Here is a 504-nt window from a genome sequence, read left to right on the forward strand (position 1 = left end):
AAGGCCTGCCCGTGCTGCTGCATGGCATGCGCACCGAAGCGCGGCGGATTCTGGCTTCGGATGTGCTGCTGGCGCTGGGTGTGCCTGCGCTGACAGCTCCTGAAAAAATAGCAAACGGCACCGTGCGCCACATCCACACCCAGCACCTGCACGCCGGTCTGGCGCGCCTGCTGTCCGTGCGCGAGGTGGTGGGCCTGCGCAACCCCGGACACAGTGTGGTCAAGCTGATGAGCCCCTGCGCGGGTCCGTCGGTGGTCGTCACCGCCTACACACATCCCGAATATTTTGAAATGCTGCAGACGACGTTCCGCACGCTGGGCATGAGCGCATTGCTCTCGCGCGGACTGGAGGGCGAAGTCGCCACAGACCCGCGCCGCACGCCACGCTATGACGGCTTCGTGCGCGGCACGCATGCAGTGCTGGAGGCACAGCAGCCCGGCACCGCCAGCGAGGTGCCCGGCCTGCCCGCCGAGATTGATGTGGCCACCACCGCCACCTACACAC

General features: G+C 66.9%; 1 pseudogene. It reads left to right on the forward strand.

Annotation, left to right across the window (positions count from 1 at the left end):
* Nucleotides 1–504, forward strand: a pseudogene (locus tag DBR12_RS22930) (DNA-binding protein YbiB); the annotation flags it as partial.

Source organism: Acidovorax sp. HMWF029 (assembly GCF_003060895.1).
GTDB lineage: Bacteria > Pseudomonadota > Gammaproteobacteria > Burkholderiales > Burkholderiaceae_C > Acidovorax.